The 17258-nt window shown below is 36.8% G+C and carries 15 protein-coding genes; 10 read left to right on the plus strand and 5 right to left on the minus strand.

The annotated features are described in order from the left end of the window. The first annotated feature begins 75 nt into the window (after positions 1–75). Together arsC and ABXH06_RS06465 are read left to right on the plus strand one after the other, a co-directional pair. The gene (gene arsC / locus ABXH06_RS06460) at positions 76–414 is read left to right on the plus strand and encodes an arsenate reductase (glutaredoxin) (protein WP_353517660.1); all 339 of its coding nucleotides are present in this window, start codon (positions 76–78) and stop codon (positions 412–414) included. 9 nt (positions 415–423) lie between these two features. Further along, positions 424–825: a DUF2069 domain-containing protein gene (locus ABXH06_RS06465; RefSeq protein WP_353517661.1), complete on the plus strand. Its 402-nt coding sequence runs from the start codon at positions 424–426 to the stop codon at positions 823–825. Between the two features lie 24 nt (positions 826–849). Here ABXH06_RS06465 and hda read toward each other — a convergent pair whose 3' ends face one another. Next, a complete protein-coding gene (gene hda / locus ABXH06_RS06470; protein ID WP_353517662.1) occupies positions 850–1569 on the minus strand; it encodes a DnaA regulatory inactivator Hda in 720 nt (239 codons plus the stop codon). Further along, complete coding sequence (locus ABXH06_RS06475) at positions 1566–2684, minus strand: DUF2066 domain-containing protein (RefSeq protein WP_353517663.1); 1119 nt, start codon at positions 2682–2684, stop codon at positions 1566–1568. Before ABXH06_RS06475 ends, hda begins: the two co-directional genes overlap by 4 nt. Before the next feature lie 191 nt (positions 2685–2875). Here ABXH06_RS06475 and purM point away from each other — a divergent pair, with 191 nt between their 5' ends. The 3 genes from purM to ABXH06_RS06490 are packed head-to-tail and all read left to right on the plus strand — an operon-like array spanning position 2876 to position 5348. Then, positions 2876–3919, plus strand: coding sequence for a phosphoribosylformylglycinamidine cyclo-ligase (gene purM / locus ABXH06_RS06480; RefSeq protein ID WP_311576080.1), 1044 nt, complete (start codon positions 2876–2878; stop codon positions 3917–3919). Between the two features lie 16 nt (positions 3920–3935). Continuing rightward, on the plus strand, positions 3936–4577 hold the full coding sequence (purN, locus tag ABXH06_RS06485) for a phosphoribosylglycinamide formyltransferase (protein WP_353517664.1): 642 nt from the start codon (positions 3936–3938) through the stop codon (positions 4575–4577). A 15-nt stretch (positions 4578–4592) separates the two neighbouring features. Beyond that, positions 4593–5348, plus strand: coding sequence for a DUF3108 domain-containing protein (locus tag ABXH06_RS06490; protein ID WP_353517666.1), 756 nt, complete (start codon positions 4593–4595; stop codon positions 5346–5348). A 49-nt stretch (positions 5349–5397) separates the two neighbouring features. Here the strand turns inward: ABXH06_RS06490 and ABXH06_RS06495 are convergent, their stop codons facing one another. Together ABXH06_RS06495 and ABXH06_RS06500 are read right to left on the minus strand one after the other, a co-directional pair. Beyond that, positions 5398–6216, minus strand: coding sequence for a class II glutamine amidotransferase (locus ABXH06_RS06495; protein WP_311576087.1), 819 nt, complete (start codon positions 6214–6216; stop codon positions 5398–5400). A gap of 74 nt (positions 6217–6290) precedes the next feature. After that, complete coding sequence (locus ABXH06_RS06500; RefSeq protein ID WP_353517667.1) at positions 6291–8567, minus strand: peptidase U32 family protein; 2277 nt, start codon at positions 8565–8567, stop codon at positions 6291–6293. A gap of 119 nt (positions 8568–8686) precedes the next feature. On the opposite strand from ABXH06_RS06500, the gene ABXH06_RS06505 reads away from it, so the two are divergent. From ABXH06_RS06505 to ABXH06_RS06525, 5 genes are all read left to right on the plus strand, one after another. After that, entirely contained in the window at positions 8687–9364 is a 678-nt protein-coding gene (locus tag ABXH06_RS06505) for a glutathione S-transferase (RefSeq protein WP_353517668.1), read from the plus strand. Positions 9365–9604: 240 nt separating this feature from the next. Continuing rightward, entirely contained in the window at positions 9605–12043 is a 2439-nt protein-coding gene (fadE, locus tag ABXH06_RS06510; protein WP_353517669.1) for an acyl-CoA dehydrogenase FadE, read from the plus strand. A gap of 197 nt (positions 12044–12240) precedes the next feature. Beyond that, positions 12241–13134 carry a 1-acylglycerol-3-phosphate O-acyltransferase, YihG family gene (gene yihG, locus ABXH06_RS06515; RefSeq protein WP_353517670.1) on the plus strand — a complete coding sequence of 298 codons (894 nt, stop codon included), beginning with the start codon at positions 12241–12243 and terminating at the stop codon, positions 13132–13134. Positions 13135–13223: 89 nt separating this feature from the next. Beyond that, on the plus strand, positions 13224–13892 hold the full coding sequence (locus tag ABXH06_RS06520) for a TetR/AcrR family transcriptional regulator (protein WP_353517672.1): 669 nt from the start codon (positions 13224–13226) through the stop codon (positions 13890–13892). 76 nt (positions 13893–13968) lie between these two features. Then, entirely contained in the window at positions 13969–15342 is a 1374-nt protein-coding gene (locus ABXH06_RS06525; RefSeq protein ID WP_353517673.1) for an aldehyde dehydrogenase family protein, read from the plus strand. 90 nt (positions 15343–15432) lie between these two features. On the opposite strand, the gene ABXH06_RS06530 is transcribed toward ABXH06_RS06525, so the two are convergent. Then, positions 15433–17253, minus strand: a complete 1821-nt coding sequence (locus ABXH06_RS06530) for an acyl-CoA dehydrogenase C-terminal domain-containing protein (RefSeq protein ID WP_311576108.1) — start codon at positions 17251–17253, stop codon at positions 15433–15435. Between the last annotated feature and the right edge of the window lie 5 nt (positions 17254–17258).

The following is a 17258-nucleotide window of genomic DNA, read 5'->3' on the forward strand; positions in this document are numbered from 1 at the left end:
CGTGAGAACATTGTTAATTCATACTAATTTATTCATACTTGCAATCTATTAATAACTGTTATTTATGAGAGAAAAATGCTAACTATTTATCACAATCCTCGTTGTTCAAAAAGCCGACAAACTTTGTCTTTAATCGAAGAAAACAATCAAGACGTTACTGTGATTGAATACTTAAAAGCTCCATTAAGCAAAGAAGAAATTAACCGCTTATTAAAAGCTTTATCGGTAACTCCCATTGAAATGATGCGTACCAAAGAAACCGAATTTAAAGAACAAAACTTAAAAAATGCCGACGATGAAACCTTGATCAATGCCATGGTTAACACTCCCAAATTAATGGAACGCCCTATTGTTGTAAAAAATGACAAAGCGATTATAGGTCGTCCTCCCGAAAACGTTTTAAGCTTATTTTAACCCCTGACAATGAACCGATATTTTTCAACTCAAGCCCATAAGAAAATAGCCTTAACCGGTTACTTTGCTTTACTGGTATACATGCCACTTTGGTTATTGCTGATCAATCCATCTGATGGCCTTTCACCCATGCTTACTTTAGTCATGTTTACCTTACCGTTATTATTCCCATTAAAAGGTTTAATACAAGGAAACCCATATACTTACGCATGGTCTAATTTTATAGTCATGATTTATTTCCTTCATAGTTTAACCACTTTGTGGGTTTCTGAAGAAGACATGATTTGGGCAATGCTAGAATTAATTTTTACCACTATGATGTTTATATCAGGCAGTTATTTTGCAAAATATCGTGGCCAAGAATTAGGTTTAAGTATTCGAAAGAAAAAAGAACAACAAGCGTCAGAATAAAGGTTAACTTGATTGATTAACCCGTTAGGTTAATAACACGTCTTTGATAAAGGGAATGGTAATTTTGCGCTGTTCTCTTATCGACGCTTTATCGAGCTTATCTAACGCTTTTAATAAGCTCGACATTTCACGAGATAACCGAGTTAATAAAAATCGTGCAACCTCATCGGTTAATAACAAGCCTCTTTGTTGTGCTCGAAATTGAATTGCCAATAGCTTTTCATCATCAGACAGGGGTTTTACTTGTTCTATATAGCCCCAAGATAACCGCGAACGTAAATCAGGTAGCGTTAATTGCAGTGCTTGAACACTTTTATCGCCCGTAATAATTATCTTTTTATTTTGCTCTAAAACGCGATTATATAAATCGAAAACGGCCTGTTGCCAGTCAGCTTCTCCGCTTATATATTGAATGTCATCTAGGCAAATTAAATCGATCTGCTCCAAGCCATCTAAAACTTCCACTGATAAATGACGTAATTCGGAGAATGATAAACACACTGAGGTTAGTTGGCTATCTTGTGCTTGTGCACAACATGCGTGCAGTAAGTGTGACTTACCTACCCCTTTTAGGCCAAATAAATAAAAACCACTGATATTCTTCTCTTGCGAGTGTTCAGCCTGATTGGAAATAAAGTCATTTAATAATTTGCAAACCGATTGATTGACTTCACTTTGATAACTTTTAAACGTTTCGTCATCAGGTAGCTGCACAGATAAAGTTAACTGATTGTTTTGAATCACAATCGCTCCCAATAAAAGACAGGTACTTTTTCATCAAGGATAGGATTGAGGATATCAATGCGCTGGTTTAAAACCTTATTCAATTTTAATGAAGCTAAAAAAGCTTGTTTTGAGCCCAGTAGCGTTAAACTAAATCGACGAACTTGCCCTTCAGCCTGAGTTAATCGAACCGCTTGCACGGAAGAAAGTTCTTGTAAAAACTGACTCACTTGTACATAACGAGCAAGCGAGTCGATATTCGCGACATCAATTTCAAAGTGATTATTTTCTTCCGTAGACAACGCATAACGTTGATATATATCGTCAGTAATATCACTTAAAGCCTGGCTAAGTAATTCACTTCGATTAAACCCTTGATAGCGTTTACTAAATTGAGGAGGCAAATCAACATTATCCGCTGATAAATACCCCCAATCTAATGCAACCGCTGATTGACATAACAACTCACAGCCATCGGCATTAGTGATAAGTTGTTCTTCCGTTAATAAACTATTATCTGAAAGTCTTACAACAATAATTGCTTCAGCCTGATAACGTTTTGATGCATGGTAAATGGGTTGTGAAAATCTGCCCCAGATATCAGAAGCACTAATAACATTCGTGTCGGTAATATCCCATAATGGCATCGCAATCGGTAAGCCTCTTAAACTACTAAATTCAGCCACTGTTTCAACCAAAGATGAACTACTGTTTTCACTAACGACTTGACGAGTTAATCCTTGTTCATCCACTAACCATAAAACCACTTGTGGTCTTAAACTTCCCCAAATAGGAAGATTAGCATCAACAAACAATTGATTGATTTTAGCTTCATCAAAACTGGCCAATAAATATTGCTGTTCAGCATGTCGTTCATAACGATAATGAGTAACAAAATTATTGTAACGATTTAATTGAGCTCTAATGGCTTGATGATTAAGAACGCTTTGATGGCCACCTACTTTTATTAACACAGCACGCAATGTTTGTTTTAAAGCACGGTTTCGATCATTGCTCCCTTGAGATTCAACAGCAACTTTTGCCACATATAAATCTTTTACTTCAACGGCATTCGTTGATAGACAAATAGCAAAGGAGGTAAAAATTATTGTAAAAACAAACCAATATCTAATCATTCTTTTCAAAGAGAGGTTTTTCATAAAAAGAATATTATCATAACTTAACGCGTTTTAATCCTCGAAAAAAAATAATTTATTATAAAGATTTTCAGCAAGCTCCTGCGCTGGTAGAATACGCACTTTTATAATCATGCAAAAATTATTTTTGATTATTTCATCTAATAACGGTAACAAAACGAGGTTCCCCCGTGAGTGAAGAAAAACAGTCTTTAAGCTATAAAGATGCTGGTGTTGATATTGATGCTGGTAATGCCCTAGTTGAAAATATAAAAGGTGCTGTTAAACGTACTACTCGTCCAGAAGTTATGGGTGGAATTGGTGGTTTTGGGGCGATCTGTCAATTACCTACGGGATATAAAGAGCCTGTTCTTATTTCAGGTACGGATGGTGTCGGCACAAAATTACGTTTAGCCATTGATCTTAAAAAACATGATACGGTTGGTATTGACCTTGTCGCTATGTGTGTAAACGATCTTTTGGTCTTAGGTGCTGAACCTTTATATTTCCTAGATTATTACGCCACTGGTAAACTTGAAGTTGACGTTGCATCAGATGTGGTTAAAGGTATTGCAGAAGGCTGTGTACAATCAGGTTGTGCATTAGTTGGTGGTGAAACGGCTGAAATGCCTGGTATGTACCATGCCGGTGATTACGATATTGCAGGCTTTTGTACCGGTGTTGCAGAAAAATCTGAATTAATTGATGGTTCAAAAGTTGCCGCTGGTGATCAATTAATTGCCTTAGGCTCTTCAGGACCACATTCAAATGGGTTTTCGTTGATTCGTAAAGTATTGGAAGTCAATAATACCGACACCGCCGAAATGTTAGGTGATAGAAGTATCGCTGAGCATTTATTAGAGCCGACCAAGATTTATGTAAAATCAACTTTAGCCATGCTTAAAGAAGTAAAAGCTCACGCACTTTCTCACATTACTGGTGGTGGTTTTTGGGAGAATATTCCTCGTGTTTTACCTGATAACGCTCAAGCCGTTATTGATGGAAACAGCTGGCAATGGCCTGAAATTTTTAACTGGTTACAAGAAAAAGGCAATATCACGACTCACGAAATGTACCGTACCTTTAACTGTGGTGTTGGTATGATCATCGTTGTGCCTGCAGACCAAGTTTCAAAAAGCCTTGAGATTTTATCCGCTCATGGTGAAAAAGCCTGGCATATTGGTGCCATTGCACAATTGCAAGATGGTGCTGAACAAGTAGTGATTAATTCATAATCAAGGTACCCGTTAAATGACACGTCGTATTGTTGTTTTAATCTCAGGTAGCGGCTCAAACTTGCAGGCAATTATAGATGCCTGCAAGTCGACTGACTATCCTGGGGAAGTCGTTGGCGTTATTTCCAACAAAGCTGAAGTTTTTGGATTAACACGTGCCGAAAATGCCAACATCCCTCATCAAGTACTTTCTCATAAAGCGTATGATTCAAGAGAAAGTTATGACCAAGCTTTAGTGAACGCTATTGATGACTACAAGCCTGATTTAGTTGTCCTTGCTGGATTTATGCGCATTTTAACACCTGCTTTTGTGCAACATTTTTCTGGAAAATTATTGAACATTCATCCATCTTTGTTGCCTAAGTACCAAGGTCTCAATACACACCAACGTGCGATTGATGCTAATGATAAAGAACACGGTGTCAGTGTTCACTTTGTTACCGAAGAACTTGATGGTGGTCCCGTTATTTTACAAGCGAAGGTACCTATTTTTCCTGAAGACACAGCCGATGATTTAGCGAGTCGAATTCATGTTCAAGAACATAAAATTTATCCGCTTGTCATTAATTGGTTTTGTTCAGGTAGAGTCGTTATGCAAGGTGACAAAGCCGTATTAGATGGGGTAAGCTTACCTACATCAGGTTATGCAAGTGAATAATAGTTAAGGAATTTTATGCTAAAAGCATTATGTTATTTTTGTTTATCAACACTCACTTTTACTCAACTTGCAAGTGCAAGTGAACATGAACAAAACAGTGCGAACATAGTCGTTAAGCCTTTTAGCGCAGAATATACTATCTTACATAAGTCATCCGTTGTTGGTACCGGTGTAAGAGAATTGAAAAATATTGACAATGGCTTGATTGAATATAGTTATCAAACCGATATTGAATGGCTCATTTTTTCTGATTCTCGAAAAGAAACCTCAACCGTGGCTTTGAAAAACAATCAAGTGATCCCGACACAGTATCATTATGAACGTTCGGGTACAGGTCGAGATAAAGAATACCAATGGCGTTACGATACTGAAAATAACAAAGCGTTTGATATGATAAAAGAACGTGAAAAAACCATTGATTTCCCAATTAATATTCAAGATAAGCTCAGTTACCATCTGCAAAATCGTATTAACTTACTTAAAAACCCTACACAAAAACATTTTGTTTACCCTGTAATAAGCACCTCAGGTAAAATTAAAAACTATGTCTATCAGTATGATGGTGAAGAAGATATTATGTTGCCGTATGGGCTGGTTAAAACCATAAAGTTAAAACGAGAAGTTGTCGAAAAAAATCGTATTACTTATGCATGGTTTGCTCCTGAATTAGACTATTTAATGGTTAAGCTTTACCAAGCGAAATCAGGCGTAGAACAGTTTGAAGCACAACTGAGTAAAGTCTCTATTGATGGTCAACCTGTGACAAAATAAAGCCGTTATTGTTCAAGCTGTTAAACGCTAAATGATGTTAGCAAGTAGGTTAAGGGGCAACATGTACCGGCTCTTTAATTTCAGCCTCTGTTTGCCCACTTGCAATAGACTCACCTAAACAAAATAACTGCCATTGACCCGGTACCATTTTTTGCCACGTTTCATCGTCGGTTAATGGCTGGGTAGCAATAACGGTAACAATATCATTGGCCGTTGTTTCTTTATGAAAGTCCACCACCATCTCAGCATCGATTAAACTCGCTTCACCAAAAGGTGCGCGTCGAGTGATCCAATGCAACTTAGTTGAACAATAGACGAATAAGCAGTCACCATTTGAAATGTTCAAATTAAACACCCCTAAACGGTTAATTTTCTCACTTAAGGATGCAATGAATTGAAAGAGCACTTCATTGCTTGGTTCATGCTCTGCAAATTTAATATGTAACTGGTCTAAAATCCAACAAAATGCATGTTCGCTATCGGTAGTGCCTATCGGTATATGAAATTTTATAGGCAGCTCTTCTTTGAATGACGTTAATTGTCCATTATGAGCATAAGTCCAATTTTTCCCCCACATTTGACGAGTGAAAGGATGGGTGTTTTCAAGACAAATCCCACCTGAATTTGCTTGGCGAATATGACAAATAACCGCTTCACTTTTAATCGGATACTCGGTCACTAATTGCGCGATAGGTGAACGAGAGCTAGGTAAAGGATCTTTAAAACTTCGACAGCCTTTTCCTTCATAAAAAGTTATTCCCCAACCATCTTTGTGTGGGCCGGTATTCCCTCCTCTTTGCATTAAGCCACTAAAACTAAAACAAATGTCTGTTGGAACATTGGCAGACATGGCTAACAATTCACACATTTAAAACACCTTACTTTTCAATAATGTTTAAAAATACCAACTTAAATATACGGGATAATTTAAACAATCAACACTTATAAACCATTGTAATATTGCACGTTCGTCGATTCAGGTACTAACGCATGTAACGAAGACTCGAAAGATGAGTCCCCTTGTAGCAATTGTTCAAACTGCTGAATCAACACGTTTTTATCCGGTGAGGTTTTATCCCCTGCACCAATATTAGTTAAATCAATCATAAACCCATCAAATAAGGTTGCCAGATCACGAATAATATCCATATTTAAAAATTGATCTTGGTTATAAATACTTGGATAACCAGCCTTTTGCTTATCAATGGCAAATGATTCACCTTTTAAATTAGTGATACTTGTTGATTTATCACAAGACAACATACAGCCATTATCAATACGCGGCTTTTCACAACCGACACTTTGTTGAAAAAAGCACTGACGACTCGCCATCAATAGAATAGGATGATAAATACTATAAAATAATTTAAACCCTTCCGGTCGAGCAATATTTTTGATTTGCTTATGGTTGATTTCATTAGAAATAAAAGCGCCTCGACAATTGAAGTTTTCTTTCATGGCTAACAATGCATAAGAATTAGTGGTATTTAAAAATGGCCCAGCAATCCACTCAACGCCTAACTCACTGGCTCTGTTGGCAATGCCGGTATTATTCGTAACAATGAGTGGTGGTTGCACTTGTTCTAAAATATTCAAGGCAACGTCATAATCTTTGCCAATTAAGACCGATGGAAACCAAGGAATTAACCTAGGATTTTCCTTGAAAAAATCGACATATTTAACACAGCCCCGCTTATAAGCGTCAGGTAGTTTAAAATAAATGTCTGCGTTGGTTTCAGCCAGTAAAGAGACATCTGCAATACCAGAGATTAATATTGATAATTCGTTATTCTCTTTATTTACTTTTTCATGATTAGCAAGTGTTGGTAACTCTACTTCAGGATGAATAGTTTGGTGGTTATTTAATGCATGCAATAATGTATTTTTAAGTAATGTTAACTCTTTAAAAGGGATACTTAAGCCATGCTCAAAACGATCTAAATTGATACCGCTTAGGTAAAAGTGACCGTTATTTAAACTTTTAGAACGTTTTTCTATTGCACTTTGATCAATAGCATTGTTTGCTGTTTTTGCTAATAATGACGTTGACTGAACAAGATGAGTTTGCGCCGCTTGTACCGTATCTTCAACAATAGCTTTAATTTGAAGAGGTTGACCTTCACTGCCAATGATGTGCAATGTGAGTTGCTGTTTTTCAATACTTAAATATTTAATTTTATCAAAAACACTTGCCTGAATAGCTGACTTTTCATCACTAAGATTTTGTTCTATGTCATGAATTTGTACAACGGAAATTGCTTCGCCTTTATTTGAAGACAACTTTTCAACCGCATGGTTTTTCGAATTATCACGAGGGTTATCAATAAACATCGATTGATTAAGATCGCCTCGTAAAAAAGCGTTTGAGAAATCACGATTGAAAACTTTGTATAATCGTTCGCCATCTTCTAGTAACTCACCCGTTTTAAAATAACCATCTATTTGTTTTCGAAAGCTATCCACAACCGTATGGACGTAGCTAGCCCCTTTGATTCTCCCTTCTATTTTGAATGAGTGAACTCCGGCATCAATTAACGTGGGTAAATCAAAAAAAGCAGAATTATCTTTGATATTTAAAGGAAAATTATTCCCTGACTCTGTGGTTTCATATTCTTCACGACACGCTTGACTACAACGGCCACGATTACCAGAATTACCGACACTAGCCGATGTTGAATAACAAAGCCCAGAAAAAGCGACACAGAGAGAGCCATGAACAAACACTTCAGTAAGAACATCGTTTTCATGACCGACCTTCGCCATCGCAGTGATCTCTCTTAAGTTTAATTCTCTGGAAAGATTTACTCTAGTAGCACCTAGTTTTTTAAGAAACGGTATTTGTCCGACATTATGAGTAGTTAATTGAGTTGAAGCATGAATATCAAGCGTTGGGTAATGTTTTCTTAAAATATAAAGTAAACCTAGATCTTGTACTATTACCCCATCAAGTGTGGTATTCACTAGTTTATTCAATAATTTAGTTAATGACTTAAACTCATGCTCTAAAATAACAATATTCAAGGTTAGAAATATTTCACATTGATATTGGTGAGCTAAACGGATAATGCCGACCAGTTGTTCGAATGAAATATTAGAGGCACGATTTCGGGCATTAAAGGTATCTAATCCGCAATAAACCGCGTCGGCCCCTGCAATGATTGCCGCTTTAATTGCATCGACATCACCACCGGGGGCTAATAATTCAATTTTATGATCCATTTCTACAACTTTTATTTATTCGATATATTAAGGTGAGATTTTACCTGTATATTTAACAGATGAATATCGTTAAAGTAGTTTAATCGCCAGAAAGACTTAGCCTAGCTCGTAAAATTTATATGAATGACATAAGCCAACTGCCAATTTTATACTCTTTAAGACATTGCCCCTTTGCAATGCGAGCAAGACTCGCGTTATTTAAAGCGAAACGAACAGTGGTTTTACGAGACATAGTGTTAAGTAATAAACCTCAAGAAATGCTCGATGCATCACCAAAAGCAACCGTCCCAGTATTAGTTTTATTCGATGGTACAGTGATAGAAGAAAGTTTAGACATTATGCTCTGGGCTTTTCAACATCAAGATCCCGCTGACTTTCTGCATAAAAACGAGTCTGACGGGCATATCTGTAGAAATAAAGAAATGATGGCGCTGATTAGTACCTTTGATGTTCAGTTTAAAACCTGCTTAGAAAATTATAAATGCGCCAAGCGATATCATGAAGCAAACCTTATTGAATGCCGACAAGCCTGTGAAGTTTATCTTTTGCAATTAGAGCAAAGATTAACAGAGCACCAATTTTTAATATCAAATCATGAAAGTTTGGCGGATATCGCGCTATTACCTTTTATTAGACAATTTGCGCGTATTGAGCGTCAATGGTATTTGCAAGCTCCTTACCCTAAAGTAAGAGAGTGGTTAAATAAGTATCTGCAAAGCGCCATGTTTACTAAGGTTATGGCTAAACATCCGTTATGGCAAAAAAACCAAGTACCGCTTATCTTTTCTCAACAGTGATCACTTCATCCACTGATGTTTTATGAATAATTAATCTATTAACTAATATTAAACGATATTAACCGCCAATTTCCGCTAAGCTGCTATATTTAAAGAGATCATTAAACATAAAGTACAAACGATGTATCAAAGCAAAGATTATCGTTTATCAAGTTGTGAATAAATGATTGAAATTAACACAAAAGCAAATTAAGCTATTTAAACCTAGTGGTCTGACCTCTTTAAATGTAAGGAATTTTTGTGGAACTATTTACTTGGCTAGTATGTGCAATCGCACTAATTGTATTTATGACTTATAACCGTGCGTCATTAACAACGTTTAGCGTTTCATTTGCGGCGTTAATGGTTATCGGATCTTTTTTTAATGTAATTTCATTTTGGGGCTGGTTGATTTTCGCCATTATAATTCTGCCTTTTAATATCGCAGACGTTCGTAAAAAATATCTTAGCCAACCGTTACTCAGTGCTTTTCAAAAAATAATGCCTGAAATGTCAGACACTGAAAAAGAAGCCATCGATGCAGGTACAACGTGGTTTGAAGCAGAATTATTTAGAGGAAGTCCTGATTGGAAAAAACTTCATCAATATCCAATACCTCGACTAAGTGCAGAAGAACAAGCTTTTTTAGATGGCCCTGTTGAACAAGTATGTAAAATGATAGATGACTGGGAGACTACACACGATAGAGCCGATTTATCACCTGAAGTGTGGCAGTATTTAAAAGACAATAAGTTCTTTGCCATGATCATTAAAAAACAATATGGTGGTTTAGAATTTTGCGCCTATGCACAATCAAGAGTTCTTCAGAAATTATCAGGTGCTAGTACAGTGTTAGCCAGTACCGTTGGTGTTCCAAACTCTTTAGGTCCAGGTGAGTTATTACAACACTATGGTACTACGGAGCAGCAAGATCACTATTTACCACGATTAGCCAGAGGCGAAGAGATCCCTTGTTTTGCCTTAACAAGCCCAGAAGCAGGTTCAGATGCAGGTGCAATCCCTGACTTTGGTATTGTTTGTCGAGGTGAATTTGACGGTAAAGAAACTTTAGGGATGAAATTAACTTGGAACAAGCGCTATATCACTTTAGCCCCTGTTGCAACAGTATTAGGCTTAGCGTTTAAATTACGAGACCCTGACGGCTTACTTGGTGATAAAGAAGAGTTAGGCATTACCTGTGCCTTAATTCCAACCGACATTGACGGCGTTATCACAGGTCGACGCCATTTCCCAATGAATGTTCCTTTTCAAAACGGTCCAACACAAGGCAATGAAGTATTTGTTCCACTTGATTTTATTATTGGTGGCCCAGAAATGGCAGGACAAGGCTGGCGAATGTTAGTGGAGTGTTTATCGGTGGGTCGTGCCATTACATTACCTTCGAACAGTGCTGGTGGTATCAAATCTATCGCATTAGCAACCGGCGCTTATAGCCGTATTAGACGACAATTTAAATTACCGATAGGTAAAATGGAAGGGATTGAAGAAGCCTTAGCCCGTATTGGTGGCAACGCATATTTAATGGATGCTGTAACAACCCTATCAACTGGCGCTATTGATTTAGGCGAAAAGCCCTCCGTTGTCTCTGCTATTTCAAAATATCATTTAACCGAAAAAATGCGCGCTTGCGTGACCGACGCGATGGATATTCATGGCGGTAAAGGTATTTGTATGGGTAAAAGCAATTATTTAGCCCGAGGTTATCAAGGTGCGCCTGTTGCGATAACCGTTGAAGGAGCCAATATTTTGACCCGAAGTATGATCATTTATGGTCAAGGGGCTATTCGTTGTCATCCTTATGTACTCGCTGAACTTGAATCGGCCGGTAATCCTAATGAGTCAAAAGCGCTGATCGATTTTGATCACGCATTATTTGGTCATATTGGTTTTGCCATCAGCAATATCGTTCGTAGCAAATGGATGTCATTTACTGGTGCTCGTTTTATCAAAACACCTTTTAATGATGAAACACGTCGTTATTATCAATTAATGACACGATTTAGTTCAAATTTAGCCATGCTTTCTGATATCGCTATGTTAACACTAGGTGGCGATTTAAAGCGTAGAGAAAGAATTTCAGCACGATTAGGCGATATTTTAAGTTATCTTTATTTAGCCAGTGCTAGTTTAAAACGCTTTAACGATGAAGGTCGTCAAGTAGATGATTTACCTTTAGTTCAGTGGGCGGTTGAAGATTCATTGTATCGCACACAACAAGCAATAGATGAGCTTATTGGTAACTTCCCTAATACAGTGGTCGCTTTAGCACTTCGTGCAATAATATTCCCTTTAGGCACTTGGTTGAAAAAACCATCTGATATCACAGATCACAAGGTAGCAAAAATTTTACAAACCCCATGTGATGCCAGAACACGTTTGGGACAAGGTCAATACTTAACAGATGATGGTGAAAATAATTTAGGTAAACTAGAAACGGCATTACTCAATATTATTGCTTGTGAACCTATTTTTGACCGAGTTTGTCAGGCTATTGATAAAAAACTACCTTTCTATCAACTTGATAAGGTTGCCCAACAAGGTTTAGAAGCTAATGTTATTACCGAACAGGAAGCGCAATTATTAACAGAAGCCGAACAGCAACGTTTAGCGGTGATCAATGTTGATGACTTTGATAATGACGAATTGATTTCTGCAGCGTTTGCGCAACAACAAAAATAACGAATCGTTTATTTCAAATGCTATAAAACTAAAAAGAGTGAAATTAAAAATTCACTCTTTTTTTATGCGATAAGTTTATTAAAAACACCTAATATCATACTGTTCAGCGTACATGTGTAACTAATAAAGCATTACCAATATAGTTAAATACCACGTAAAATATTTCACAAATAATTCATAAACTTTCTTTTTAACTTATGCTATCAGGCTTACCGGCTTTTATCTTGATGCCTCTTTCTTTTACTTTGTTTTGTTTAAACCTAGCTTTTACTGGTACTTTTTTGCTATTAGGTGGTTTGATAAAATTATTTTTCCCTTTAAAAATTGTTCATCAAGCCGTGCATAAACCTATGCATATTCTTTACCGCTTTTGGGCGTTAAATAATTTTCTTATTATGAATCTATTCAATAAAATTACCTGGACCATTACCGGTGATGAAGGATTAAGTAAAGATTCATGGTACTTATTAATCGCTAATCATCAGAGTTGGTTAGATATATTTGTGTTATCTAATTTTGCACGTACACATATTCCAGAGCCAAAGTATTTTCTTAAAGATTCATTAAAAAAAGTTCCTTTTATTGGCATGGGATGTTGGGCTTTAGATATGCCATTTATGAAAAGATACAGTAAATCTTATCTTAAGAAACATCCGCACTTAATTGGGACCGATATAGAAACAACAAAGCGCTCATGCCTAAAATTCAAAAATACCCCAACAACCATCATTAATTTTGTTGAAGGCACGAGATTTACGCCTGAAAAACATCAAGCACAACAAAATAAATTTAATCACCTGCTTAACCCCAAAGCTGGCGGTATAGCTTTTACCTTAGCAACTATGGGTGAGCAATTTGATAAAATTCTCAATATCACCTTGGTCTACCCGCACAATAATGGCCATATAATGAAGGAAATGCTAAAAGGACAACTTAAAGAAGTGATTATTGATGTAGAACAGATAGCTGACGTTGAGAAACTTCGTGGCAATTATCAAGAAGATATTCAATATAAACAATCCTTTCATCAATGGTTAACACAACTTTGGCAAAAAAATGATCGTAAAATAACACATTATTTGTCTAAGTAAGCGCTACCACTTAGTTACAATCATTGTATATATATTAAAAATACGTTAATTTAATGTTAATTAAATTAAAATTTTAAGTAGTATTTAATATGACTGTACTAAAAGATAAAACTTTAGTTAAGCGTCGTTCAAAAGGTGAACAAACGCGCAATCAAATTCTTACCGCGGCGATTGAAGTCTTAGCCACGCAAGGTATTAAAGGCACCACTCATAGAGCTATCGCAACTCATGCTCAACTTCAACTGTCCTTAACCACTTATTATTTTAAAGATATAAAAGAACTGGTTCATGAAGCGTTTGTATTGAGTTCAACTCAAACCGTTTCTAGAGCAGGTGCAGCCTGGTTACCTGCCTTTGACTTATTAGAGTCTTATACTAAAACCCAGTTAAAAAAAGTCGCTTTACGCATGGAGTTAGCAGATAAACTGAGCGAGATGGCCACTAATTATTTGTATAGCAAAATTAAACATCACTCGACAGAACTAGCGATAGAACAATTACTCTTTACCGAGATCCAGATCAGTCCTAAATTAAGGGAATTAGCACAGATACATAAACAAGCATTAATTTTGCCATTTATAAAGCTTTGTTCATATTTTAATGATGAGAATGCGGCATTAGATGCAGACATTATGTTAACCGTCTTTACACAATTAGAATATCGTAATTTAGTCGTGCCTGTGGACGAAATTAACGTCGATAATATCCAGAAAACGGTGGAACGTTTAATTTATTGGATCTTGCAATTAAAACGTTAATTCAGTTTTGTACAAAAGTTCTAAATAGTGTAGATTAAGTCATCTGACCACTCACGCATTTACTATTGGAAACTTTATGAATTTTGCAAAACAAGTCGACGTACATAAAGCATATTTTAATCGCCAAATTACTCATGATTTGGCTTGGCGTAAAAAGCAATTATTACAAATAAAAAAACTGGTCACAGAAAATGAACAACTTTGCTTAGATGCTTTAAAGGCCGATTTAGGTAAACCAGCTTTAGAGGCATGGATCACCGAAGTATCGTATGTTGCAGGCGATGTAGATCACATGCTGAAACACCTGAATAAATGGGCAAAAAAACGCAAAGTTTCAACCCCAGTTGTTGCCCAACCAGGTCGTTCATACATTCAACCAGAGCCTCAAGGTACGGTACTAATAATGGGCGCATGGAATTATCCATTGCAACTTGTATTAGCTCCCCTTGTTGCGGTTATTGCGGCGGGTAATTGCGCAGTCATTAAACCGTCAGAGTTATCACCAGCAACGTCGGCATTATTAGCCAAACTTATCCCACAATATTTAGATAAAAAAGCGGTTTCGGTCATTGAAGGTGGCGTTGAAGAAACCACCGAATTATTAACCTATCCTTTTGATCATATTATGTATACGGGCAATGGACAAGTTGGCCGTATTGTTATGACCGCAGCAGCAAAGCATTTAACCCCTGTAACTTTAGAATTAGGTGGTAAAAGTCCAGTCTATGTTGATAAAAGTGCAGATTTAACAATAACCGCGCAAAGGCTAGCTTGGGGAAAATGGTTAAATGCAGGACAAACTTGTATTGCTCCAGATTATATTCTAACCACTAAAGATGTCGCTGAAAATTTAATTATTGCACTTAAAAAGCAAATTAAATCAATGTTTGGCGACGACATAAAGCACAACCCTCATTATGGACGGATTGTTAATCGTCGTCATACCGAACGTATAGCATCTTATATGGATAATGGTGAGATTGTTCACGGAGGGGAAGTTGATTTAACGACAAACTATATTGAACCCACCATTATTCTTAACCCAGCACTTGATAGCGCTATTATGACCGATGAAATTTTTGGTGCACTCTTACCTATTATCACTATTGATAGTTTTGATGCCGCCAAAACCTTGGTTAAATCAAGAGAAAAACCATTGTCTGCTTATATCTTTAGCAAAGATAGTCAACAAACGCAGAGCTGGATTAATGAAATCAGCTCAGGCAGCCAATGTATCAATGATGTGATCATGTTTAATGCCGTACCTGATTTACCTTTTGGTGGTGTTGGGCCAAGCGGTATGGGGCAATATAGCGGCAAAGCAGGTTTTGATAATTTTAGCCATTTAAAGTCAGTGTTATATCGACCGTTTTTAAAAGACTTACCGGTAAGGTTTGCACCTTATACAAAACTAAAATTCAAATTACTCCGTTTGATCAGACATTTATAACGTGTCACTAATAGGTTGTTTGAATCGCAAACGGCCAAAATAAAAAAAGCTGCTAATGCAGCTTTTTTTGATTTCTTCAAAGACTATTCATTAAAGAAATGATAATAAATCTTCATCTAATTGCATTAAACTTTTAGGATCTGCCATCATAGTTGCGGCATGCGATTTAATACGAGGTAAAATACGATCAAAATAAAACTCAGCAGTTTTAATTTTTGCACGATAAAAGTCTCTATTTTCGACATCACCTGCTAGTTTTTCATAAGCCGTTTGTGCCATTTGCGCCCAAAAGTATGCCATGGTGATGTAACCTGAATACATCAAATAATCAACAGAAGCTGAGCCAACCATGTCGCGATCTTTTTTGGCTTTAATCGCTAAACGAACGGAGTATTGTTGCCAATTCGCCACCGCTTTACTTAATGGCCAAATAAATTTATTCATTTGACGTTTATGAGGGTTGCTAGAAATCATACTTTTCTCACGGCAATAACTTAATATTTCCATAGTAAAACTTTTTAATGATTTTCCGCGACTCAACAATATTTTTCGGCCTAATAAATCAAGCGCTTGAATACCCGTAGTCCCTTCATATAAAGTAGAAATTCGGCAATCGCGAACAATTTGCTCCATGCCCCACTCTTTAATATAACCGTGGCCACCGAAAACTTGAACACCTAAGTTGGCACTTTCAGAGCCTACTTCAGTTAAAAATGCTTTCAATATTGGCGTAATAAACCCTAAACGATAATCTGCACGTTTACGTTCTTTTTCATCTTTAGAGGTTTCAATGGTATCAACAAGTTTTGAAACATAATAAATCATCGCACGTCCGCCTTCAGCAAACGCTTTTTGTGTGAGTAACATTTTACGAACATCAGGATGAACAATAATAGGATCTGCTACTTTTTCTGGTTGTTTAGCTCCAGATAATGAACGCATTGAAAGACGTTCTTTTGCATATAGTAATGCGTTTTGGTAAGACAATTCAGCGGCACAAACCCCTTGTAAAGCAGTACCTACACGAGCGGTATTCATAAAAGTAAACATACACTCTAACCCTTTGTTTTCAGGGCCAATGAGTACACCTTTGGCATTGTCAAAATTTAATACCGCAGTTGCTGAACCTTTAATACCCATTTTATCTTCGATAGAGCCACACGTGACATGGTTACCACCAATAATGCTACCGTCTTGCTCTACATCCATTTTAGGTACAATAAAGAGTGAAATACCTCTCGTTCCTTTTGGGGCATCGGGTAGGCGCGCCAAAACAATATGAATAATATTTTCAGCGAGATCATGCTCACCTGCCGAAATAAATATTTTAGTTCCACTAATTGCATAAGTACCATCACCATTTGGCACCGCTTTAGTTTTCACTTGACCTAAGTCAGTGCCACATTGTGGCTCTGTTAAACACATAGTACCTGTCCATGTGCCTTCGGTAAGTTTAGTTAAATAAAGTTCTTTTTGATCCTTTGTACCATGTACATCAATAGTGTTCATCGCACCATGACTCAATCCAGGATACATTGCCCAAGACCAATTTGCTGTCCCCATCATTTCTGACTTAACCATACCAAGTGAAGGTGGTAAGCCTTGACCACCATACTCAATGCCATGCGACAATGACTGCCAGCCACCATCAACATATTGCTGATAAGCTTCCTTAAAACCTTTCGGCGTGGTAACAGTACCATTGTCAAATTTACAGCCTTCTTTATCTGCACTTTGATTCATTGGTAATAATTCATTTTCAGAGAATTTTGCACATTCTTGGAAAATAGCATCAACTAAATCAGGTGTCGCTTCTTCAAATTCAGGAAATTTTTCGTAATGTTTGTAATATCCGAATACATCTTCAAAAAGAAACTTAATATCTGCAATAGGTGCTTTGTATGTCAACATGAATA

It is taken from the genome of Thalassotalea sp. SU-HH00458, assembly GCF_040362795.1.
GTDB lineage: Bacteria > Pseudomonadota > Gammaproteobacteria > Enterobacterales > Alteromonadaceae > Thalassotalea_H > Thalassotalea_H castellviae.